This window comes from Ochrobactrum sp. 19YEA23 (assembly GCF_029909865.1).
Classification (GTDB): Bacteria; Pseudomonadota; Alphaproteobacteria; order Rhizobiales; family Rhizobiaceae; genus Brucella; species Brucella gambitense.
Genome location: NZ_JASAMQ010000016.1, coordinates 59,719 through 79,700 on the forward strand (window position 1 = coordinate 59,719; position 19,982 = coordinate 79,700).

Sequence of the window (19,982 nt, forward strand, 5' to 3'; positions counted from 1 at the left end):
GGATCAGTCGTTCAGCCCGAGCACATCGAGCATGGAATAGAGGCCGGGCTTCTTGCCATAAGCCCAGAGTGCGGCCTTGACCGCGCCGCGTGCGAAGATGGTGCGGTCCTCGGCGTGGTGCGACAGCACAATGCGTTCACCGGGGCCTGCCAGAATCACCGAATGGTCGCCGATCACCGAGCCGCCGCGCAGCGTGGCAAAGCCGATGGTGCCTTCCGTGCGGGGGCCGGTATAGCCGTCACGCGCCCGCACGCTATTGTCTTCAAGGCTGATGCCGCGGCCTTCGGCTGCCGCTTTGCCGAGAAGCAGGGCGGTGCCGCTTGGCGCATCCACCTTGTGCTTGTGGTGCATTTCGAGAACTTCGATGTCGAAATCTTCGGGCCCGAGCGCCTGTGCAGCCTTCTGCACCATGACAGCCAGCAGATTGACGCCGAGGCTCATATTGCCCGACTTGACGATGGTGGCATGGCGGGCGGCGGCGCGGAACTTCTCTTCGTCTTCTGCCGAGCAGCCGGTAGTGCCGATGACATGGACGATACGAGCCTGTGCTGCGAGACCGGCAAAGGCGACACTGGCGGCGGGGCTTGTGAAGTCGAGCACGCCTTGCGCCTTGGCGAAAACCGGCAGCGGATCATCAGTGATGGCGACGCCAAGCGCGCCGACACCGGCCACTTCACCGGCATCCTTGCCGATCAGCGGCGAGCCGGGGCGCTCGATTGCGCCGCTGAGTTTTGCGCCGTCAATCGACTGGATCGTCCGGATGAGGGTCTGGCCCATGCGGCCTCCGGCGCCGACGACGACGAGGCCCATTTCGCTGTTTTGGCTATCCGGTTCACCGGTCATTCTGTCCTCCTGTGCCCGCTGGCACATCATCCGCAGTCAGTTCTTCGATTGTCGGTTCGGGCATATTATCAGCGCTACCGCTCTGCAATTGATAGAAGCGGGCATAGACACCGTTCGGTATGGCAATCAGCGCGTCATGACGGCCTTCTTCCACCACGCGTCCCGCTTCCATGACCACGATACGGTCGGCATTGACGACCGTCGACAGGCGATGGGCGATGACGATGGTGGTGCGGCCCTTCATGATCGTTTCCAGCGCCTGCTGGACACGCTTTTCCGATTCGTTGTCGAGTGCAGACGTTGCTTCATCGAGAAGCAGTACCGGCGCCTTGCGCACGATGGCGCGCGCAATCGAAATGCGCTGGCGCTGGCCGCCTGAAAGCGTCGCGCCGTTTTCGCCAATCGGCGTGTCATAGCCTTGCGGTTGTTGCAGGATGAAATCATGCGCATGGGCCAGCTTGGCCGCCTTGACGATTTCTTCTTCCGTCGCGTCCGGGCGTCCATAGCGGATATTGTCGGCAATGGTGCCTTCAAACAGGTAGGGCTGTTGCGACACATAGGCGACGGCGTGGCGCAGCGAACGCTTGGTGACCTTGGAAATATCCTGTCCGTCGAACAGGATCGTTCCCTTGTCGAGATCGTAGAACCGCTGCACCAGATTGATGAGCGTTGACTTGCCCGCGCCCGATGCGCCGATGATCGCCGTGGTTTCACCCGCCTTGGCGACAAAGCTGACGCCATGCAGAACCGGCGCAAGCTCGCTATAGGAGAAATACAGGTTTTCGAACTGGATTTCGCCGGGGCCGGGGTTCAGCGCCACTGCATCGGCGGCATCGCGCTGGTGCGGCTTGATATCCAGCACTTCATAGATCATGCGGGCGTTGACGAGCGCCTTTTCCAGCCCGACCTGAAGGCGGGCAAGACGGCGCGCCGGATCATAGGCCAGCAGCATTGCAGTGATGAAGGCGAAGGTCGCGCCGGGCGGCTGATGGTCAAGAATGGCGCGATAACCGCTATAGGCCAGCACGCCGGACACGGCGAAACCGGCCAGTATTTCGGAAATTGGCGTCGTGCGTTCCGACACCTTGGCGATCTTGTTGCTGCGTCCTTCCGACATATCGATCAGATTGCCGATCTTGGCGCGCAACTGGTCTTCCATCGTGAAAGCCTTCACGACTGCGATGCCCTGCACGGATTCCTGCATGGCGCCGAGAAGATGCGAATTCAGATGCACGAGATCGCGTGTGACCGAGCGGATGCGGCGCGAAATATAGGCGACGGCCAGAATGAGCGGCGGGCCGATCAGGAAGATCGCGACCGACAGCATCGGGTCCATGTAGAACATCATGCAGACCAGACCGACCAGCGAGATGAAATCGCGCGCAATCGATGAAATCGTCATGTTGAGCAGGTCGCGGATGCCGGACACATTCTGGTTGATCTGCGCCGCCAGATGGCCGGAGCGCGTATCATTATAGAAATCGAGGCCGAGCTTCATCAGATGGTCGAAGATGCGCTTTTGATAACGCGCGACCAGATTATTGCCGATCTTGGCAAGCTCGACGGCCTGCACATAGCCGGAAAAACCGCGCAGGATGAAAATCGCCAGCAGCGTGCCGCAGATGACCCAGATCAGGGGCAGGTTCTGCTCATAGAAGATCTTGTCGATCATCGGCTTCATCATATAGGCGAGCGCGGCGTTTGATCCGCCGACGATCAAAGATGCGATGATGGCGATGATATAGTTCTTCTTATATTCACCGATATTCTCCGACATCATGCGCCGGATCACGCGGGTCGCTTCGCCCGTGTCGATTTTCTTCTTTTTCTTCTTGAATAAGCTCACGTGCAAAAGCGCTTCATTCCTGAGCTCGGTATGTCCGAGACTGCCGTTGAAAATGCGTTGGTATTAAAACCAAAAACGCGGCGGTGAAAAGGCCGAAAGCCAATTCCCCGCCGCGTTTCTATAGCCTTATGTGGCTTAATTATCCATCCCGTGACCGTCGATTTCAGGCGCGGTCAGGTTCAGCCGATGCGCCAGCGGCGTCCATCCGTCGAGACTTCGAAGCGCGAAGGTGCGCAGGCAAAAGCCGACAGGCCGCTCAAAGCCGCCAGCGGATAGGTGATCACATGGATCGGAATGTCGTGCATGATGGCCTGATGCGGCGCCTTGTCCTCGAAGGCCGCACGGAATGCACCCGCCCGCAAGGCAGGCAGAATGCGCTGCGGAATGCCGCCCGACAGGTAAACGCCGCCATGCGCCATGAAGACAAGCGCCATATCGCCCGCCACGCGGCCAAGATAGGTCGCAAACAGGTCGAGCGTTTCGCTGGCTTGCGCATTGCTGCCATCGAGACCGGCGGAGGTGATGTCGGCGGGCGTCTCCAGGGTAGGGGTGACGCCATCGGCCGTGCAGATCGCCACATAGAGATTTTGCAGGCCGCGTCCACTCAGAATCTGTTCGGCGGAAACGCGCCCGTCGATCTGCTCGATATGCGGGAAAATCTGATAGTCGCGTTCACTGCGCGGGCCGACATCGACATGGCCGCCTTCACCGGGAACCGGTACCCACGCCTTGCGGGTGCGCACCAGACCGGCCACACCGAGGCCCGTGCCCGGGCCGAGCACGACGCGGGTTGCGATCACCTCATCCGGCTTGCCGCCGATCTGCTCCATATGATGGCCTTCGAGCGACACCACGGCCAGCGCCTGCGCCTCGAAATCGTTGAGCACGGTCACGTCCTTGAAGCCCAGATCGGAGATCAGCTTCTTCGGGCGCACAACCCAGTCGCAATTGGTGAGGTCGATTTCATCGCCTTCGACCGGTCCGGCAATGGCCAGAATGACCGAGCGCGGCTGCAGCGACGTCTGGTCGAGAATGGCCGTCTGAATGGCTTCATCGATGGTCGCATAATCCGCCGTCTGAAGAACCGGAAATTCCTTCGGATCGGAATTGGCATCGACAAGGATTGCAAAGCGGGCATTGGTGCCGCCGATATCGCCGACGAGGACTGGAAACTGGAAACTCTGTTCGGCGTCGATCATGGCCTGCATTCTCTCTCCCTGCCGTTTCTTGTGCCCTTTGGGTGTTGGGGGGCTTACCCATGGGCTGTTATATTTCTTCGATTGTATCAGTCTAAAGCTTTGATCAGCTTTTCTGCCGTGGCGCGGTTCAGCGCCATTGGTATGTCGTAGACGCTGCCGAGGCGGGTCAGCGCCTTGACGTCCACGTCATGCGGAAGCGGCGACAGCGGATCGATGAAGAAGATCAGCACTTCAACGGTGCCTTCCGCAATCATCGCGCCGATCTGCTGGTCACCGCCGAGCGGGCCGCTTTTGACGCGATGGATCGTCAGCGAAGGGCAGGCGTCGAGGATCAGCCCGCCAGTCGTTCCCGTGGCCACGATATCGAAATGCGATAGCGCCTTTTCATGCGCGCGCGCAAAGGCGACCATGTCGTCTTTCTTCAAATCATGGGCGATCAATGCGATGCGCAGGCGTTCTGTCATGAAATTGATAACCTTGTCATCAAGCTCTAAATCGTTTGAAACCTATAGCTGAGCTATGGGCCGGTGAAAAGAGGGCTTAGAGCCTGTTCCAAAAGTCGCCCTGTGCGGCTGCAAATGGCAATTTGAGATTTGCATTCGCATAATCTGAGCCGAAAAGTCTGCAACTTTTCGGGATTATGCGAGGCTTCCGGTGCTCACGTACCTTGCGTACGCTCCGCTCCGGTACTCGAGAATCACCATTTTCGCACACACATGCCGCTTTTTGTTGCAGGCTCTTAGAGAAAATGCCCCGCTGTCATCCAACGGGGCACGATGTTTGATTACTGCACGCCATAGGTGACGTCGGCGACCGAATTTGGCGCAGGACCGGCCAGCACGGCAGCGCAGGCTTTTGGAAGATCAGACACCATGACGGGGCGCGGCTTCTTCGGCGGTTCCTTTGACGGCTTGGCTGGCTTCCATGGCTCATCGGTGAACCACCAGGCGAGCGACTTGTCACAGCCGTCGCCAGCCGCCACCTTGGGCTGCGGCTTGCATTGCGGCGAGCCGGGCTGGCAGGTCAGACGCACATGGAAATGGTAGAAATGGCCCCAATAGGGGCGAACCTTGCCAAGCCAGCTTCTGTCGCCGGTCACCGTATCGCAAAGCTGCTTCTTGATGCCCGGATGCACGAAGATGCGCTCCACCTCCGGATAGCTCGCGGCATGTTTGATCAGCGCCGTGCGGGCAGGGGTCCATTTCTTGGGGTCGACATAGAGCGAATCCCCTTTCAGCATCGAGACGGCGGAAACGCTTTCGCGTTCGGCATCCGTGAAGCGCTTCTTGGGCATCGGTGTCAGCCAGATATCGGCATCGAGCCCCACCTGATGCGAGGCATGGCCCGTCAGCATCGGGCCGCCACGCGGCTGCGAAATATCGCCGACGAGCAGCCCCGGCCAGCCATCCTTGGCGGCATCATGGGAGAGCTTTTCCAGCAAGCCGATCATGCGCGGATGGCCCCAGCGGCGATTGCGCGACAGGCGCATCACCTGCCAGTTCGGGCCATCTGTCGGCAGCGCAACAGCACCTGCAAGACAGCCTTTGGCATAAAAGCCGATTGATTGCGGCGATTGCGCCAGCACGGGCATCTTTTCCGCCCCGAAAGCCTGCTTGGCGGGCATGTCATCCGCCATGGCCATAGGCACGAAGTCAGGTGCGATCATCGTTGCCAGCGAGGCAATGAGGACAAATTTCTTCAGTTTGTTTGCGATCATGGGGCAATTCCATGGTTTGCCAAAGGGCGCTGCGATTGCGAATCAAACAGCAAAGCTGCGGGCATTATGCTGTGTGAAATGCTGGCCAGCAATGCCGGTCGGCTGTTTGTGCCAACCGACCGGCATTTGGATCAGCTCCGTTGCAGCCTTGCAAGCATGGTCAGGACCACAAGGGGTGCGACTGTGCAGAATGCGATCAGCGGCCACGCGGTGTCGCCGGGCAGCAAAATGACGAGCGCTGTTCCTGCCAGACTGACCATCAGGCTCTGTATGCAGAAATAGAGAGCGACAGCCATGCCTGCACTGTCGTCGAAAGCTGCCAAAGCGCCGTTTGCCGTCATGGATGCGGTCAAAACAATGCCAATGGCCGCCAGCCACATGGGTAGTATCAGGCTGGTGAAGGAGGGTTGCAGCAGGTTTTCGGTCAGGAGCAAAATCAGCGCGCTGGCGAGGAGCACGACCATGCCCAGCGCCACGCTTTTTCGTACGCCCCATTTTTGGGTGTAAGGTGAAAGGAGGCGCGTGGCGGCAATCATCACCATGGCAACGCTTGCAAATGCCAGGCTGAATTCCGTCTCTCCGAAGCCGCCTCTTTCGATCAGGATGCGCGGCGCCGTGGAGAAGAAAACAAAGAAGGTGCCCATCGCCGTGCCGAAGCCCAGCGTATAGGTCCAGAACGGAAAATCCTTCAATATTTTCAATACACTTAGGTGGTCCACGCCATTGCGGTCAGGGCGTGTTTCCGGCCAGAGGCGGAACGCCCGCCATGTTGCGACAAGGCCAAATATGCCGAGCGCTACGAAGATCGCGCGCCACCCGAAACTGCTGGCGATCAGTGCGCCAGCGATGGGGCCGATGGCCGGAACGAAGGAGAGCATGGCGCTGAACAGGCCGTAGATGGTCGCGCCTTCCAGACGGTCGGCATAAACGTCACGCACCGTGGCAAAGGTTGCAACGAGCGCGGCTGAAGCGCCGACCGACTGGGTGAAACGCAAGGCGATGAAAACTGTCGCGCTATCCGTCGCCGCCAGCGCAAAGGAAGAAAGCACAAAGATGGCACCGCCGCCCAGCAGCACCGGCTTGCGCCCGATGCGGTCGGACAAGGGACCGAAAACGAGTTGCCCGACACCCAGCATCACCATGTAGAGGCTGAGTGTCAGTTGCACCATGGAAGGCGTGGTTTGCAGAATTGCCGGCATGGATGGAACCACCGGCAGGTAGATATCCATGGCCAGCGAGGCGAGGATGTCGAAGGGAGCCATCAGCGCGAGCGCGAATGGCAAAGTGAAACTCCAGGATGGAGTTTTCTGATGATCAAATGGCATGACAAAGCATCCGCTCGAAGACAATCGGGCGGCAATCTGCCTGCAATGGAAGACGTTGGTCCGGGACAGATGCCGCAACAGGTTGGAAAAGCTGTTGCGGCTTATTTATCTGCTGACTTGCTGTTACCCATCGTTATGTCCCGGTTTGGAATTTGCGTCAGGGCGTTTTACCCGAAGGGGTGCACGCGTGCAATCAGCGCCAGTCTCCGTCCTTCCACATGGCCGAAAAGGCGGTCTTGTAGTCGGGATAGGCGAATGTGTAGCCCAGTGCCTGAATGCGCTGATTGGAGACGCGCTTGTTCTCGCCATAGAAGGAGCGCGCCATCGGTGTCAGCTCCGCGTCTTCGAAGGCCACTTCCGGCGGCGGTGTGACGCCCATCAGTTCCGCCGCATAGGCAACGACATCCTGCGGTGGCGATGGTTCATTGTCGGTAATGTTGAAAATACCGCCCGTATCGGTGCCCGCGAGAAAGCGCAAAGCGCCGGCAATGTCTTCCACATGGATGCGGTTGAAAACCTGATCCTGCTTGACGAGACGTCGCGCCGTGCCGCGCTCCAGATTGACGAAAGCATTGCGACCCGGGCCATAAATGCCTGACAGCCGCAAGATCGCCAGCGGCGTTCCGTGCCTCTCGCTCAGGCTTGTCCAGGCTTGCTCTGCCTCGACACGTTCGAGGCTGCGGCGCGAAACCGGCTTGCAGAGTGTGGTTTCATCCACCCATGCGCCCTTGTGATCGCCATAAACACCGACGGTCGAGAGATAGCCGATCCAGCGAATCGTATTGTCGGGACGGCGCAGCGCTTCTTCGACCCATGCAAGCGCCGGGTCGCCCGCTTCGCCGGGCGCAATCGAAATCACCACATGGGTTGCCTTGGCAAGCCGCTCCAGAAGCTCGGGCGAGGGCGTTTCACCATCGAACAAGACCGGCGAAATGCCGGATTTCTCAAGGAGCGGGAATTTCTGTTCATGCCGGGTTGTCCCGTCAATGCGCTCTACTTCTCCCGTCATCCGCTTGGCAAAGGCTTGTGCCGAATATCCGGCTCCGAACAGGAAAATGCGCATGTCAGACTGTCTCCGTATTCCACTCTTTCTGCACCGTAGCATCCTCCTCCACGGAGGCCAGACGTTTTTGCAGGGCATCGACGCGGCCCGGCTCTGCCAGCTGCTTCAAGGCCCAGACTGCCGCCCCGCGCACGACAGGCGCGGCATCGCCAAGCAGCGCCTCGATTTGCGGCAACAGCGTTGTATCGGCGGAATTGCCCGCTGCGATCAGCACATTGCGGATGAAGCGGTCGCGCCCGATCCGCTTGATCGGCGAACCGGAGAAAAGCGTGCGGAATGCCGGATCGTCGAGCGCCAGCAGGTCGCTCAGACGCGGTGCTTTTAGATCGTTACGCGCCTTCAGCTTCATTTCGCTGGTCGCCTGCGCGAATTTGTTCCACGGGCAGACCGAAAGACAGTCATCGCAGCCATAGATGCGGTTGCCCATGGCCTTGCGAAACTCCGCCGGAATGGGACCCTTGTTCTCGATGGTGAGATAGGAAATGCAGCGGCCCGCATCGATGCGATAAGGCGCTGGAAAGGCCTTGGTCGGACAGGCGTCGAGACAGGCGCGGCAGGAGCCGCAATGGTCGCGGTCTGGCTCATCCGGTGCGATTTCCGCAGTGGTGAAAATCGAACCGAGAAACAGCCATGAACCAAGCTCGCGGCTGACCAGATTGGTGTGCTTGCCTTGCCAGCCAAGTCCGGCAGCTTCCGCCAGCGGCTTTTCCATGACGGGCGCGGTATCGACGAAGACTTTGACATCCTGCCCGGCGCGCGCGGCAAAGCGGCTCGCCACATGCTTCAGCTTGCCCTTGATGATATCGTGATAATCGCGGTTCTGCGCATAGACCGATATGGCCGCGCGATCCTTCTGATCAAGTATCGCCAGCGGGTTGGTGTCCGGCCCGTAATTCATGGCCAGCATCATGATGGAACGAACTTCCGGCCAGAGCACGCCGGGATTCGCCCGGCGTTCTTCGGTGTCTTCCATCCAGAGCATATCGGCGTGATGGCCATCGGCAAGATATTGCCGCAGGCGTTCAGGCGCCTGTGGAATAGCATCCGGTGTGGTGAAGGCGACAGCGTCGAAGCCCACGGCTTTGGCTTCTTCGACGAGGAAGCGCTTCAGCCTGTCTGCCTTTGTCTCAGAAGTCGAGGTCGCCATAATGGGCCACCGGGGCAAGCCCGCGCACACGATCGGACAGAAGCGGGCGGAAAGCGGGACGCGACTTCATGCGCGCATACCAGTCGCGCGCGGCACGGGTTTCGCCCCATTCGATTTCACCGAGATAATCGAGTGCGGAAACCGCAGCAGCGGCCGCCATATCGGCATAGCTTGGATGTGCGCCCGCCAGCCAGTCGCGGGTGGCGGCCAGCCAGTCGATATATTTCATATGCTGGCGAATATTGGTGCGGGCTGCGCGGATTGCGGTCGAATCCGGCGCGCTGCCGCCCATTTCAGCCGCCATCTGCAACTTGTAAACGCGCTCGCGCGTGATGTGGCGCGTGACTTCATTTTCGAATTTCAGCAGGAACCAGTCCACGAGGCGGCGCACTTCGGCGCGCTCCATAGGGCTTTCCGGCAAGAGGCGACGGTTGCGCTTCAATGCGCCGCGCGTTTCGTCGAGATATTCGGCGATCACGGTTGCACCCACGACCGGCAGATCGTTTTCAGCCAGCAGCACGGGCAAGGTGGCGGCGGGGTTCAGCGCCAGGAATTCCTTGCGGCGCGACCATGGCCTTTCCTCGATCAGTTCCGCTTCCACGCCATATTCGCCGAGGATAAGCCGCACATAACGTGAGCCTGAAGACATGGGATGATGAAACAGCGTAAGCATGATCGACGCGGTACTCTCGACTAACAGCTTGAATTGAACGTCCGGAGATTGGTACGGCGGCTGGCGTTTGCCCATGCAGCAGGCTATTTCTGCTGCCAAGCGATTCGACGCCGCCTCAACGGAATATAAAGTCTATAAGACCTATGTTTGCGGGAGACAAGCAATCGCTGGAAGCGCCCGTTTTAGTCGCCCTAGCCGCTAATGCGAGCCGGTTCAGATGCCATCATCGTGCCAACCATTCTAAGGTACTGACTTCATGGATATTTTTAATCTGCTGGAAGCCGCGTTTCTCGGTCTCATCGAAGGTTTGACCGAGTTTATCCCGGTTTCTTCCACCGGGCATTTGTTGCTGGTCGGGCATTTTCTGGGATTTGAATCCACAGGAAAGACGTTCGAGGTGCTGATCCAGCTCGGCGCTATTCTGGCCATTCTGACCGTTTATTCGGCGAAACTGCTGAAGCTTCTGACAGATTTTCCGCGCGATGCGCGCACGCGTCATTTTGTCTTCGGTGTTCTGGTCGCCTTCCTGCCCGCCGCTTTCATCGGTGCGGCTGCGCATGGCTTCATCAAGACCGTGCTTTTCGAAACGCCGATCCTCGTCTGCATCATGCTGATTGTCGGCGGTCTGATCCTGCTCTGGGTCGACCAGCTCAATCTGAAGCCGCGCTATCATGATGTGATGGATTATCCGTTGCCGATGTGCCTTGCCATCGGCTTCATCCAGTGCCTCGCCATGATCCCCGGCGTGTCGCGTTCGGGTTCGACGATTGTCGGCTCGCTGCTGCTGGGTGCGGACAAGCGGTCGGCTGCTGAATTCTCGTTCTTCCTCGCCATGCCGACCATGGCCGGAGCCTTTGCCTACGATCTCTACAAGAGCCGTGACATGCTCACCATGAATGATGGCGCGTTGATCGCCGTTGGCTTCGTGATGGCTTTCATCTCAGGTGTGTTCGTCGTGCGCTACCTGCTCGACTATGTCTCGCGCCATGGCTTCAAACTCTTTGCCTGGTGGCGCCTTATCGTCGGTTCGGCGGGGCTAGCGGCTTTATTGATTTGGGGTTGAGCAAAAGAAAAGGGGCCGCGAGGCCCCTTATTCATTTCCGACTATCGATATCTCACGCAAAGCCGGTTTTGGTGTACTGACCGGCCACGCGGTAGCGCCAGAGATAGGCTGGCAGCACGGCGTCGACGCCTTCCGGCGTAATGCCCATGCCCTGCAATGTGCGGCCTTCCTTGATGGCGGCTTCCGAAACGACATTGTCGGATTTCAGGAGCGTTACCTGATCGTTGGTGATCGGCGGGTTCGGCAGCAGGCTGAGAACCGAAGCCTGCAGGCGGGCGACCCACCATGGCAGCGAAATGAGAACGCGCTTGCGGTCGACGACGCGCAGCATGTCCTTCATCCAGTTCTTGAACGGCTGCACATCCGGACCGCCGAGTTCATAGACACCGCCCGGCATCAGCTTGCCATCGACGGCGCGGGCAACAGCTTCCGCAACATCGCCGACATAGACCGGCTGCAGCTTCGTTTCGCCGCCGCCGATGACCGGCAGGAAAGGCGAGAAGCGCGCCATATTGGCAAAACGGTTGAAGAAGCGGTCTTCATGGCCGAAAATAATAGACGGACGCAGGATAACGGTTTCCGGTAGCACGGCGAGAACGGCGTTTTCGCCTTCAGCCTTGGTGCGGGCATAATCCGAAGCCGAATTCACATCCGCAGCGAGCGACGAAATATGCGTCATCGGAATGCCGGCGGCCTTGGCGGCTTCGGCAATGTTCTTCGCGCCCAGCACCTGAACCGTGTTGAAACGCTGGCGGCCGCCTTCTGCGAGAATGCCGACGAGGTTCACAACATGGTCGGAACCCTTGACGACCAGCTCGACCGAAGCGCGATTGCGGACATTGGCCTGCACCATCTGGATCTGCCCGACATTGCCGAGCGGCGCCATATAATAAGCCACTTCGGGCTTGCGCACGGCAACGCGCACACGATAGCCACGCTTGGTGAGACTTGCTACGACCGCGCGTCCGACAAAGCCGGAGCCGCCGAAAACGGTGACCAGTTTCGGCCTGTTGTGGACTTCGTTCGGTTCGGTCTTCATCCTAAACTCCTGCATGAAAGCCAGTTGCGCCGCTTGCGAGCAGCAGCCGCAATGCGTCTGTATTGCCGGTGATTTATCGCCTTTTTGCCACAAGGCAAAGGGGACTTGTTGTCACGATCATGATAGCAGGGCTTTTTCCCGTAATTAAAGCGCAATAGAGCTTTGAGATTCCGCTGCTTGCTGTTAAATCGCGCGCATGAGCACACCACTTGACCATATTCGCAATTTTTCGATCGTCGCCCATATCGATCATGGCAAATCGACGCTGGCCGACCGCCTCATTCAATTGACCGGCGGTCTGGATACGCGCGAGATGAAGGATCAGGTTCTCGACTCGATGGATATCGAGCGCGAGCGCGGCATCACCATCAAGGCGCAGACCGTCCGTCTCACCTATAAGGCGAAGAACGGCGAAGATTATGTGCTGAACCTGATCGACACCCCCGGACATGTCGACTTCGCCTATGAAGTCTCGCGTTCGCTGGCGGCATGCGAGGGTTCGCTTCTCGTGGTGGATGCTTCCCAGGGCGTGGAAGCGCAGACGCTGGCCAATGTCTATCAGGCTATCGACAACAACCATGAAATCGTGGTCGTGCTGAACAAGATCGATCTGCCCGCTGCCGAGCCAGAGCGCGTCAAGCAGCAGATCGAGGAAGTCATTGGTATCGATGCGTCGCAGGCCGTGCATATTTCCGCCAAGACCGGCATCGGCATCGAAGACGTGCTGGAAGCCATCGTCACCCAGTTGCCCGCGCCGAAGGAAGGCGATCGCAATGCGCCGCTGAAGGCCATGCTGGTCGACAGCTGGTACGATTCCTATCTCGGCGTTATCGTTCTGGTGCGCGTCATCGACGGCGTGCTCAAGAAGGGCCAGACCATCCGCATGATGGGCACGGGCGCGAAATATCCGGTGGAACGCACTGGTGTGTTTACGCCGAAAATGGTTCAGGTGGACGATCTTGGTCCCGGTGAGCTTGGCTTTATTACTGCTTCGATCAAGGAAGTGGCCGATACGCGCGTCGGCGATACGATCACCGATGATCGTCGCCCGACCGAAAAGATGCTGGCCGGTTTCAAACCTGCGCAGCCGGTGGTGTTCTGCGGCCTGTTCCCGGTCGATGCGGCGGATTTTGAAGATCTGCGCGGCGCCATGGGCAAGCTGCGCCTCAACGACGCTTCGTTCTCGTTCGAAATGGAAACCTCCGCAGCGCTCGGTTTCGGTTTCCGCTGCGGCTTCCTCGGCCTGCTTCATCTGGAAATCATTCAGGAGCGTCTTGAGCGTGAGTTCGATCTCGATCTCATCACGACTGCACCTTCGGTTGTCTATCGTCTGAACATGCAGGACGGTTCGCAGAAAGAGCTGCACAACCCGGCCGATATGCCGGATGTAGTCAAGATCACTGCGATTGAAGAGCCTTGGATTCGCGCCACCATCATGACGCCGGATGATTATCTCGGCGCCATCATGAAACTTTGTCAGGAGCGTCGCGGCCTCCAGATTGATCTGACTTATGTCGGTCCGCGCGCCATGATCACCTATGATCTGCCGCTCAACGAAGTCGTGTTCGATTTCTACGACCGTTTGAAGTCGATCTCGAAGGGCTACGCCTCGTTTGACTATAATCTTTCCGATTACCGCGAAGGTGATCTGGTCAAGATGTCGATCCTGGTCAACGAAGAGCCTGTTGACGCATTGTCCATGCTGGTTCACCGTTCTGCGGCAGAAAAGCGTGGCCGCGTGTTGTGCGAGAAGCTGAAAGAGCTGATCCCGCAGCACATGTTCAAGATTCCGATTCAGGCAGCGATAGGCGGTCGTATCGTGGCGCGTGAGACGATCTCGGCACTGCGCAAGGACGTGACGGCCAAGTGCTATGGCGGCGATATTTCTCGCAAGCGCAAACTTCTGGACAAGCAGAAGGAAGGCAAGAAGCGCATGCGCCAGTTCGGCAAGGTGGAAATCCCGCAGGAGGCCTTCATTCAGGCGCTCAAGATGGGCGATGATTGATTGCCTGCCTTTGTGGGCAGGCAAGTGCGCCCTTTAATGTAAGAGCGGTGGTGTTGGATGTTCGCCGGTATCGTATGGCTTTCCATCACCGCCTTCGTTTATGTCAGTGATAATTTTATCGACTTTCTTAATTAGCAGAATTCCAAGTTCTTGTATTTTTGGATCGGGTTCGCCTAGCCGAATGAGCCGCTTTGACCTTAGGCAAAGAACGGCAAGATCATCGGGCTTATTCACTGCATATAGCGCCGGAAATACAGATAGTATCGCTCTGACAAGATGATCATCGAGTGCTGGCCGGGCAGTATTCCAAATATGGACCGCAGCAACCTTATCATCAGTTATCAAACTAAAGTTCGGTTTAAATGTCAGTTTAAACAGAGATTTAGGACTGTTGTAGATAACATTATTGGCCAGCATAAACTGGGCTGGGTGTTCATTCTTCCATTTTATGAATGCTTGAAGACCAATTCGAGCCGAATCTCTCTCTGATTCCTTTTTTATGTCTTTGAGGCGTTCAATGACCGCCTTTGGATCACCGTTATTCAGCGCCAAGTCTGCACAAAGTCTCCGAACGCTTCCGTGAAAGTCGTAGCCTCCGTCACTAGGACTTAAGCGCTTGCGAATTTCTGTCTTTTGAGGTTTTTCGTTTAGGTGTAGAATTTTAAGAAATGAAGAAATTCCAAAATTGGGCATGAGGGCTCCGTTCTAATATAGATATAATAATATAGGGGTGATTTTTACATATTAAAGAGGTGACTTTAAGATTATATACTTCTAATATTTTGGCTTACTAATATATAAGCATCCATCTTAAGTTATGGCAAGGCAAGATAATAAATGTCCGCAAATCCTCGCATCTCAATCACCTACTGCACCCAATGCAATTGGCTGTTGCGCGCTGCGTGGATGGCGCAGGAACTGTTGCAGACTTTCGGGCAGGATCTGGCGGAAGTCGCATTGCGTCCGGGGACTGGCGGAATTTTTGAAATCCGCGTGCTGATGCCAGATGGCCATGAAGAACTTATCTGGGAGCGCAAGCGCGACGGCGGTTTTCCGGAAGCTAAGGTTCTCAAACAACGCGTGCGCGATCTGGTCTGGCCGGAACGCGATCTCGGTCATTCGGACCGACCAGCCAATTCATGAAGGGTTCTTACCCCGATCCTTCGATGAACTCAGGATGAGGGCGTCGGCAGCGCCTCTATTGTAAGCTTCCCTCATCCTGAGGAGGTGCGAAGCGGCACCTCATCCTGAGTTCATCGAAGGACGAGGGAAAAGGCTCCATCAATCCTCATCCACCACGCGCAGGCGCATTTGGGTGGGGGTGCTTTCCGCCGGTCTTGCTTGTTGAGGCGGCGTTTCCTCGGTGGGCTTTTCGCCAAATTCCAGCGCTTCGATTTTAGCGCCGCGCCGGGTGACCTTGTTGGACGACACCAGAATATCGTCAATATCCTTGTTGGCCTGCACAAAGTGCGTTTGCAGCTTGCGCACGCGTTCGTCGAGGCGGCCCACATCTTCCATCAGACGGATCACTTCGCCCTGAATGACATGCGCCTGTTCGCGCATGCGGGCGTCTTTCAGGATTGCCTGAATGACCTGGATCGACAGCATCAGCAGCGATGGTGAAACGATCACAATCCGCGCCCGGTGTGCGCGCTGGATCAGCGCTTCGAAATGCTCGTGAATATCGGCAAAGATTGACTCCGAGGGCACGAACAGGAAAGCCGTATCCTGCGTTTCGCCGGGGATCAGATATTTGTCGGAAACATCCTTGATATGGATTTCCATGTCGCGACGGAATTGCGCAACGGCAGTTTTCCGGGCCTCCGGATGTTCCTTCTCACGCATGGCGTTCCAAGCTTCCAGCGGAAACTTGGCGTCGATCACCAGCGAGGGCGCTTTGTTGGGCATGCGCACGAGACAGTCGGGGCGAGTGCCGTTGGAGAGCGTCGCCTGAAATTCATAAGCGCCCTGCGGTAGGCCGTCGGCGATGATCGCTTCCATGCGTGACTGGCCGAAAGCGCCGCGTGTCTGCTTGTTGGCGAGGATCGCCTGCAACTGCACCACCTGCCCGGCGAGTGACTGGATATTGTTCTGCGCCGTGTCGATGACGGCCAGACGCTCCTGCAATTTGGCAAGATTTTCATGGGTCGAGCGAGTCTGCTCGGTCATGGTCTGGCCGATGCGATGCGTCATGCCATCGAGCCTTTCGCGGATCGACTGGTTCAACTCTGCCTGTCGTGAGCCGAAAACCTCCGCCATAGTCTGCATGCGGCCCTGCATCTCTGCCTGTGCTTTCAGGATTTCCGCCATCCGATATTCGGCGTCGCGGGCGCGGTCCTCGGCCTGTGCTTCGGCAACGGCGCGCAGGCGCGCAGAGCGCGTTGCGGCGATCAGGAAAATGACGAGGCAAAGCACCACCACCACAATGCCAGCCAGAAGAATATCTCCCAGCGTGAGCGATGTAGCACCGAGCTGCAAAAGCGGCTCATTCAAGAGGTTCTGGTTTTCCATGTGCCAAGCTTAGCTGATTCGTATGGGCTTGATGAGATCAAAACAAGAACATTTTGCAAAGCGCAATTGACGATTCTGTCACAAGCGATTACGTGAAGCGCATGTCAGTAAAACCGCTTGTCATCCTTCCCGATCCTGTGTTGCGCCTGGTTTCCAAGCCAGTGGAGCGCTTTGACGATCAGTTGCGCAAATTTGCCGGCGACATGTTCGACACCATGTATGACGCGCCGGGCATTGGCCTTGCCGCCATTCAGGTGGGCGAGCCGATCCGCATGCTCGTCATCGACCTTGCCAAGGAAGGCGAGGAAAAAGCGCCGCATGTCTTCATCAATCCCGAGATTGTCGGGGTGACGGATGAAGTCAGCGCTTATGAAGAAGGTTGCCTGTCCATTCCGGATTATTATGCGGAAGTGGAACGGCCAGCGGCCATTCAGGTCAAATATTTCGATGCCGATGGCAAGCCGCACGCAATGGAAGCGGATGGCCTGATGGCCACCTGCCTGCAGCACGAGATCGATCATCTCAATGGCGTGCTCTTCATCGATCATATTTCCAAGCTGAAGCGCGATATGGTCATCAAGAAGTTCAAGAAGCTCGCCAGCCAGCGGGCGTCGAAGAGAGTGCTTTAGATGCGTATCGTCTTCATGGGCACACCGGATTTTTCGGTGCCGATCCTGACCGCCATTATCGGGCAGGGCTATGATGTGGTGGCCGTCTATTCGCAGCCGCCGCGTCCGGCAGGCCGCAGAGGGCTGGAACTGACCAAGTCGCCTGTCCATGAAAAGGCCGAGCAGTTCGGTATCCCCGTCTTCACGCCGAAGAGCCTGAAGGGTACGGAAGAGCAGGAAGTTTTTGCGAGCCTGGAGGCCGATGTCGCCATCGTCGTCGCCTATGGTTTGCTTCTGCCCAAGGCCATTCTCGATGCGCCGCGGCTTGGCTGCTATAACGGCCATGCCTCGCTTCTGCCGCGCTGGCGCGGTGCCGCGCCTATCCAGCGCGCCATCATGTCGGGCGATAGCGAAACCGGTATGATGATCATGAAAATGGACGAGGGGCTCGATACGGGCCCGGTCGCCATGGCTGAAAAAGTGGCGATCACGCCTGATATGACGGCGGGCGAATTGCATGATCGACTGAGCATGATCGGCGCGGACCTGATGGTGCGGGCGCTGGGTGCGCTTGAGCGCGAAAGCCTGACATTGCAGCCGCAGGCCGAAGAGGGCGTCACCTATGCCGCCAAGATCGACAAGGCCGAAGCACGCATTGACTGGTCGAAGCCTGCGCGCGATGTGCACAACGCCATTCGCGGCCTTGCGCCTTTTCCGGGTGCCTGGTGCGAAATGGAAATCAACGGCGTTGTCGAACGTGTCAAGCTTCAGCGTTCGACCCTGGGCGAAGGTTCCGGTGCGGCTGGTACCGTGCTGGACGACCGGCTGACGGTTGCCTGCGGCGAAGGTGCTGTGCGGCTCGTCACCTTGCAGCGTTCGGGCGGCAAGTCATTGCCTGCGCAGGAATTTCTGCGCGGCGCGACGGTTACGAAGGTTTTGTAGGCCCGTGCCGCGCTACAGACTTCTGGTCGAATATGACGGCACCCCCTATGCGGGCTGGCAGCGTCAGGAAAACGGCCATACCGTGCAGGGCGCTATCGAGCAGGCGTTCAAGAAATTCTGCGGCGAGGATCTGGCGCTAAGCGCGGCGGGCCGTACCGATGCCGGCGTGCACGCGACGGCGCAGGTTGCGCATGTCGATCTCAGCAAGGATTGGGGTGCGGGCAAGGTGCGCGATGCGGTCAACGCGCATCTGGTTATGGCCAATGAGCGCGTGAGCATCCTCAATGTCGAGAAGACGACCGACAGTTTCGATGCGCGTTTTTCCGCGCAGGGACGACATTATCTCTATCGCTTCCACAATCGCCGTGCGCCGCTGGCCGTTGATTATCAACGCGCATGGTGGGTGCAAAAGCGCCTTGATCACGAGGCGATGCACGAAGCAGCGCAGCTTCTTCTGGGCGAACACGATTTCACGACCTTTCGCGCCACGCAATGCCAGGCCAAAAGCCCGATCAAGACGCTCGACCGGCTTGATATTACGCGTGATGGTGAGATCATCGAGATGCGCGTTTCGGCGCGCTCTTTCCTACACAATCAGGTGCGCTCCTTTGCAGGAAGCCTGATGGAAGTGGGCGTTGGCCGCTGGACGGCGGATGATTTGCAGGCAGCGCTTGAAGCACGCGACCGCAAGGCCTGCGGACAAGTCGCACCGCCTTACGGTCTTTATCTGATCGGCGTCGATTACGCTTTCCCGTTTTAGGATTTGTTTTAGAAAAGTGCGGCGTTTGCACGGTGTAGGGTGTGTTTAATTACATTAAAGATTATTATAATGGAGTATAATTACTTAAAACCAAAAACGACCTCTCCCAAATCAACCCCGTGATTGGCAACCCAACCCATTTTTCCGGAAGGAACAATGGCTCCTATTGGATAGAATGTCCAATAAACTTCATAAGTTGGCATAATTGACCATGAGGGTATCGCTATCGTAAAGCTTGTATATATGCTTAAATGATCGTCTGGAGGTAGATTAAGATAGCTATCTGAATCTTGGTCAACACTCAAGAAAGCTCTGTTTAATGGGCAAGGCATGTCGACTTGAAGTTTGATGAACGGTGTGTCATTCTGAGGACCAAACGGACTGCTTTGTAATTTTAACAGAATATCATATGTATTAACTGAATCAATTTGGTTTAATTTGAAGCTAGCTTCAATTATATCTCCTGAATGAACAAAGTATCCACCAATTTCTTTGTATTTTCCTGGCTCTGTACTGTATCTTGTTAATATAAACCATCCTGTCCTTGGGATCCAGCGCAGCAATACTTGTATTTGAGTGTCGCTGCTATAAGCGGATAAGCCGGCCCATATAGACATTTCAATTTCGTCATGTGGGGCGACTGGAGCAGATGGAACGCTCCAACTAGCGCTGAAATATTCAACAATTGTGTCTTTGTCGCTAGCACCAGCCCAGAAATCCGCATATGCGCGGTGACCGCCGATTGTGTCGTTTCGAACTGTATCTTCCATAATTAATATACTTTCGCCTTTAAGTTTTTAGTGAAGATATTTTATAAAATCATGTTTTAATATAAAAGCTGGTCACTTTCGCAGTTGGTGTTTGCTTGCTTAATAAGCGTGCAGGTCGAAGCCTAATGCCGAAGATCTGCTGAAGCGGTACGGTGAGGACCAGCGAGCCGAAGAAGACGCAGGCGAAGAACGGTACGGCGCAGCTTCTGCTGGGCGAATACGATTTCACGACCTTTCGCGCCACGCAATGCCAGGCCAAAAGCCCGGTCAAGACGCTCGACTAGCTCGATATAACACGATGGCGAGATCATCGAGATGCGCGTTTCGGCGCGCTCTTTCCTGCACAATCAGGTGCGATCTTTGTAAGCCTCCGGTGGAGGCCGCAGGTCAGGCCGCTTGAGCGTTGACTGTCGGAGGCGTCCAATTCCAAGGAAGCAGTTGCTCCAGCTTGGTCATCGGCGTGTCCGCGAT

At 57.2% G+C, this 19,982-nt stretch carries 19 protein-coding genes and 1 pseudogene; 7 read left to right on the forward strand and 13 right to left on the reverse strand.

The window, feature by feature from the left end:
• Window positions 1-3 precede the first annotated feature (3 nt).
• The 9 genes from dapB to QBD01_RS24505 all read right to left on the reverse strand — a co-directional run bounded on the left by dapB (window position 4) and on the right by QBD01_RS24505 (window position 9,813).
• Window positions 4-843 carry a 4-hydroxy-tetrahydrodipicolinate reductase gene (gene dapB / locus QBD01_RS24465; protein ID WP_280994913.1) on the reverse strand — a complete coding sequence of 280 codons (840 nt, stop codon included), beginning with the start codon at window positions 841-843 and terminating at the stop codon, window positions 4-6.
• Window positions 833-2,689: an ABC transporter ATP-binding protein gene (locus tag QBD01_RS24470; protein WP_280994928.1), complete on the reverse strand. Its 1,857-nt coding sequence runs from the start codon at window positions 2,687-2,689 to the stop codon at window positions 833-835. The genes dapB and QBD01_RS24470 overlap by 11 nt, the downstream gene beginning before the upstream one ends.
• A gap of 179 nt (window positions 2,690-2,868) precedes the next feature.
• A complete protein-coding gene (locus tag QBD01_RS24475; RefSeq protein WP_138787228.1) occupies window positions 2,869-3,897 on the reverse strand; it encodes a glucokinase in 1,029 nt (342 codons plus the stop codon).
• A gap of 77 nt (window positions 3,898-3,974) precedes the next feature.
• Window positions 3,975-4,352 (reverse strand): methylglyoxal synthase, encoded by a 378-nt coding sequence (locus QBD01_RS24480; protein WP_280994914.1) that lies wholly within the window; start codon window positions 4,350-4,352, stop codon window positions 3,975-3,977.
• A gap of 320 nt (window positions 4,353-4,672) precedes the next feature.
• Window positions 4,673-5,605, reverse strand: coding sequence for a penicillin-insensitive murein endopeptidase (gene mepA / locus QBD01_RS24485; protein WP_280994915.1), 933 nt, complete (start codon window positions 5,603-5,605; stop codon window positions 4,673-4,675).
• 131 nt (window positions 5,606-5,736) lie between these two features.
• Window positions 5,737-6,930: a CmlA/FloR family chloramphenicol efflux MFS transporter gene (gene cml, locus QBD01_RS24490; RefSeq protein WP_280994916.1), complete on the reverse strand. Its 1,194-nt coding sequence runs from the start codon at window positions 6,928-6,930 to the stop codon at window positions 5,737-5,739.
• Window positions 6,931-7,123: 193 nt separating this feature from the next.
• A complete protein-coding gene (locus tag QBD01_RS24495) occupies window positions 7,124-7,993 on the reverse strand; it encodes an SDR family oxidoreductase (RefSeq protein ID WP_280994917.1) in 870 nt (289 codons plus the stop codon).
• A 1-nt stretch (window position 7,994) separates the two neighbouring features.
• Window positions 7,995-9,140: a tRNA epoxyqueuosine(34) reductase QueG gene (gene queG, locus QBD01_RS24500; protein ID WP_280994918.1), complete on the reverse strand. Its 1,146-nt coding sequence runs from the start codon at window positions 9,138-9,140 to the stop codon at window positions 7,995-7,997.
• Window positions 9,121-9,813 carry a glutathione S-transferase family protein gene (locus QBD01_RS24505; RefSeq protein WP_182522229.1) on the reverse strand — a complete coding sequence of 231 codons (693 nt, stop codon included), beginning with the start codon at window positions 9,811-9,813 and terminating at the stop codon, window positions 9,121-9,123. Before QBD01_RS24505 ends, queG begins: the two co-directional genes overlap by 20 nt.
• A 256-nt stretch (window positions 9,814-10,069) precedes the next feature.
• Between QBD01_RS24505 and QBD01_RS24510 the strand changes: the two genes are divergently transcribed.
• Window positions 10,070-10,876: an undecaprenyl-diphosphate phosphatase gene (locus QBD01_RS24510; protein ID WP_280994919.1), complete on the forward strand. Its 807-nt coding sequence runs from the start codon at window positions 10,070-10,072 to the stop codon at window positions 10,874-10,876.
• Window positions 10,877-10,928: 52 nt separating this feature from the next.
• On the opposite strand, the gene QBD01_RS24515 is transcribed toward QBD01_RS24510, so the two are convergent.
• The gene (locus tag QBD01_RS24515) at window positions 10,929-11,915 is read right to left on the reverse strand and encodes a complex I NDUFA9 subunit family protein (RefSeq protein WP_182522227.1); all 987 of its coding nucleotides are present in this window, start codon (window positions 11,913-11,915) and stop codon (window positions 10,929-10,931) included.
• 196 nt (window positions 11,916-12,111) lie between these two features.
• On the opposite strand from QBD01_RS24515, the gene lepA reads away from it, so the two are divergent.
• Entirely contained in the window at window positions 12,112-13,920 is a 1,809-nt protein-coding gene (gene lepA / locus QBD01_RS24520; protein ID WP_280994920.1) for a translation elongation factor 4, read from the forward strand.
• Between the two features lie 33 nt (window positions 13,921-13,953).
• On the opposite strand, the gene QBD01_RS24525 is transcribed toward lepA, so the two are convergent.
• The gene (locus QBD01_RS24525; RefSeq protein ID WP_280994921.1) at window positions 13,954-14,613 is read right to left on the reverse strand and encodes a hypothetical protein; all 660 of its coding nucleotides are present in this window, start codon (window positions 14,611-14,613) and stop codon (window positions 13,954-13,956) included.
• 144 nt (window positions 14,614-14,757) lie between these two features.
• On the opposite strand from QBD01_RS24525, the gene QBD01_RS24530 reads away from it, so the two are divergent.
• Window positions 14,758-15,063: a SelT/SelW/SelH family protein gene (locus tag QBD01_RS24530; RefSeq protein WP_280994922.1), complete on the forward strand. Its 306-nt coding sequence runs from the start codon at window positions 14,758-14,760 to the stop codon at window positions 15,061-15,063.
• A 138-nt stretch (window positions 15,064-15,201) separates the two neighbouring features.
• Here the strand turns inward: QBD01_RS24530 and QBD01_RS24535 are convergent, their stop codons facing one another.
• A complete protein-coding gene (locus QBD01_RS24535) occupies window positions 15,202-16,431 on the reverse strand; it encodes a DNA recombination protein RmuC (protein ID WP_280994923.1) in 1,230 nt (409 codons plus the stop codon).
• A gap of 101 nt (window positions 16,432-16,532) precedes the next feature.
• On the opposite strand from QBD01_RS24535, the gene def reads away from it, so the two are divergent.
• Genes def through truA form a run of 3 tightly spaced genes read left to right on the forward strand, consistent with a single transcriptional unit; the run spans window position 16,533 to window position 18,741 of the window.
• On the forward strand, window positions 16,533-17,060 hold the full coding sequence (gene def / locus QBD01_RS24540) for a peptide deformylase (RefSeq protein WP_182522223.1): 528 nt from the start codon (window positions 16,533-16,535) through the stop codon (window positions 17,058-17,060).
• Window positions 17,061-17,981, forward strand: a complete 921-nt coding sequence (gene fmt, locus QBD01_RS24545; protein WP_280994924.1) for a methionyl-tRNA formyltransferase — start codon at window positions 17,061-17,063, stop codon at window positions 17,979-17,981.
• Window positions 17,982-17,985: 4 nt separating this feature from the next.
• Window positions 17,986-18,741, forward strand: a complete 756-nt coding sequence (gene truA, locus QBD01_RS24550; protein ID WP_280994925.1) for a tRNA pseudouridine(38-40) synthase TruA — start codon at window positions 17,986-17,988, stop codon at window positions 18,739-18,741.
• An 80-nt stretch (window positions 18,742-18,821) separates the two neighbouring features.
• Here the strand turns inward: truA and QBD01_RS24555 are convergent, their stop codons facing one another.
• Window positions 18,822-19,511, reverse strand: a complete 690-nt coding sequence (locus QBD01_RS24555) for a hypothetical protein (protein ID WP_280994926.1) — start codon at window positions 19,509-19,511, stop codon at window positions 18,822-18,824.
• Between the two features lie 197 nt (window positions 19,512-19,708).
• Between QBD01_RS24555 and QBD01_RS24560 the strand changes: the two are divergent.
• Window positions 19,709-19,871, forward strand: a pseudogene (locus QBD01_RS24560) (tRNA pseudouridine(38-40) synthase TruA); the annotation flags it as partial.
• Window positions 19,872-19,982 lie beyond the last annotated feature (111 nt).

Excerpts from the sequence above, each read along its gene's own strand:
- dapB (WP_280994913.1), bottom strand. The coding sequence starts at position 843 with ATGACCGGTGAACCGGATAGCCAAAACAGCGAAATGGGCCTCGTCGTC.
- QBD01_RS24475 (WP_138787228.1), bottom strand. The coding sequence starts at position 3,897 with ATGCAGGCCATGATCGACGCCGAACAGAGTTTCCAGTTTCCAGTCCTC.
- QBD01_RS24480 (WP_280994914.1), bottom strand. The coding sequence starts at position 4,352 with ATGACAGAACGCCTGCGCATCGCATTGATCGCCCATGATTTGAAGAAA.
- mepA (WP_280994915.1), bottom strand. The coding sequence starts at position 5,605 with ATGATCGCAAACAAACTGAAGAAATTTGTCCTCATTGCCTCGCTGGCA.
- cml (WP_280994916.1), bottom strand. The coding sequence starts at position 6,930 with ATGCCATTTGATCATCAGAAAACTCCATCCTGGAGTTTCACTTTGCCA.
- QBD01_RS24495 (WP_280994917.1), bottom strand. The coding sequence starts at position 7,993 with ATGCGCATTTTCCTGTTCGGAGCCGGATATTCGGCACAAGCCTTTGCC.
- queG (WP_280994918.1), bottom strand. The coding sequence starts at position 9,140 with ATGGCGACCTCGACTTCTGAGACAAAGGCAGACAGGCTGAAGCGCTTC.
- QBD01_RS24505 (WP_182522229.1), bottom strand. The coding sequence starts at position 9,813 with ATGCTTACGCTGTTTCATCATCCCATGTCTTCAGGCTCACGTTATGTG.
- QBD01_RS24510 (WP_280994919.1), top strand. The coding sequence starts at position 10,070 with ATGGATATTTTTAATCTGCTGGAAGCCGCGTTTCTCGGTCTCATCGAA.
- QBD01_RS24515 (WP_182522227.1), bottom strand. The coding sequence starts at position 11,915 with ATGAAGACCGAACCGAACGAAGTCCACAACAGGCCGAAACTGGTCACC.
- lepA (WP_280994920.1), top strand. The coding sequence starts at position 12,112 with ATGAGCACACCACTTGACCATATTCGCAATTTTTCGATCGTCGCCCAT.
- QBD01_RS24525 (WP_280994921.1), bottom strand. The coding sequence starts at position 14,613 with ATGCCCAATTTTGGAATTTCTTCATTTCTTAAAATTCTACACCTAAAC.
- QBD01_RS24530 (WP_280994922.1), top strand. The coding sequence starts at position 14,758 with ATGTCCGCAAATCCTCGCATCTCAATCACCTACTGCACCCAATGCAAT.
- QBD01_RS24535 (WP_280994923.1), bottom strand. The coding sequence starts at position 16,431 with ATGGAAAACCAGAACCTCTTGAATGAGCCGCTTTTGCAGCTCGGTGCT.
- def (WP_182522223.1), top strand. The coding sequence starts at position 16,533 with ATGTCAGTAAAACCGCTTGTCATCCTTCCCGATCCTGTGTTGCGCCTG.
- fmt (WP_280994924.1), top strand. The coding sequence starts at position 17,061 with ATGCGTATCGTCTTCATGGGCACACCGGATTTTTCGGTGCCGATCCTG.
- QBD01_RS24555 (WP_280994926.1), bottom strand. The coding sequence starts at position 19,511 with ATGGAAGATACAGTTCGAAACGACACAATCGGCGGTCACCGCGCATAT.